The organism is Pseudomonas sp. SIMBA_068 (genome assembly GCF_046534705.1).
Classification (GTDB): Bacteria; Pseudomonadota; Gammaproteobacteria; order Pseudomonadales; family Pseudomonadaceae; genus Aquipseudomonas; species Aquipseudomonas putida.
Window position 1 is genome coordinate 1 of record NZ_JAWRYI010000791.1, and the last position, 262, is coordinate 262.

The following is a 262-nucleotide window of genomic DNA, read 5'->3' on the forward strand; positions in this document are numbered from 1 at the left end:
CCATGGCAAGGCGCGTGTGAGCACGCGATTGCGATCGCAAGGACCCATCATGGCATCTCGGCGTGTCTCGCCCCCGCTTCTCGCGGCCTTCCTGTTCCTCGTCATCGGCCTTCTCAGCCTCGCGCCCTGGCCGGGCGGCGCCCGTGCGGCCTCCGCCGACATCGACGTGAACGACATCATCACCGATCCCTCCTCCCCCGTGCTCGGCAATCCCAAGGGCAAGGTCACCATCATCGAGTTCACCGATTACCGCTGCCCCTAT

Annotated in this window: 1 pseudogene; it reads left to right on the forward strand. The window is 65.6% G+C overall.

Annotation, left to right across the window (positions count from 1 at the left end):
* Window positions 1–49: 49 nt before the first annotated feature.
* Window positions 50–262, forward strand: a pseudogene (locus SB756_RS31470) (hypothetical protein); the annotation flags it as partial.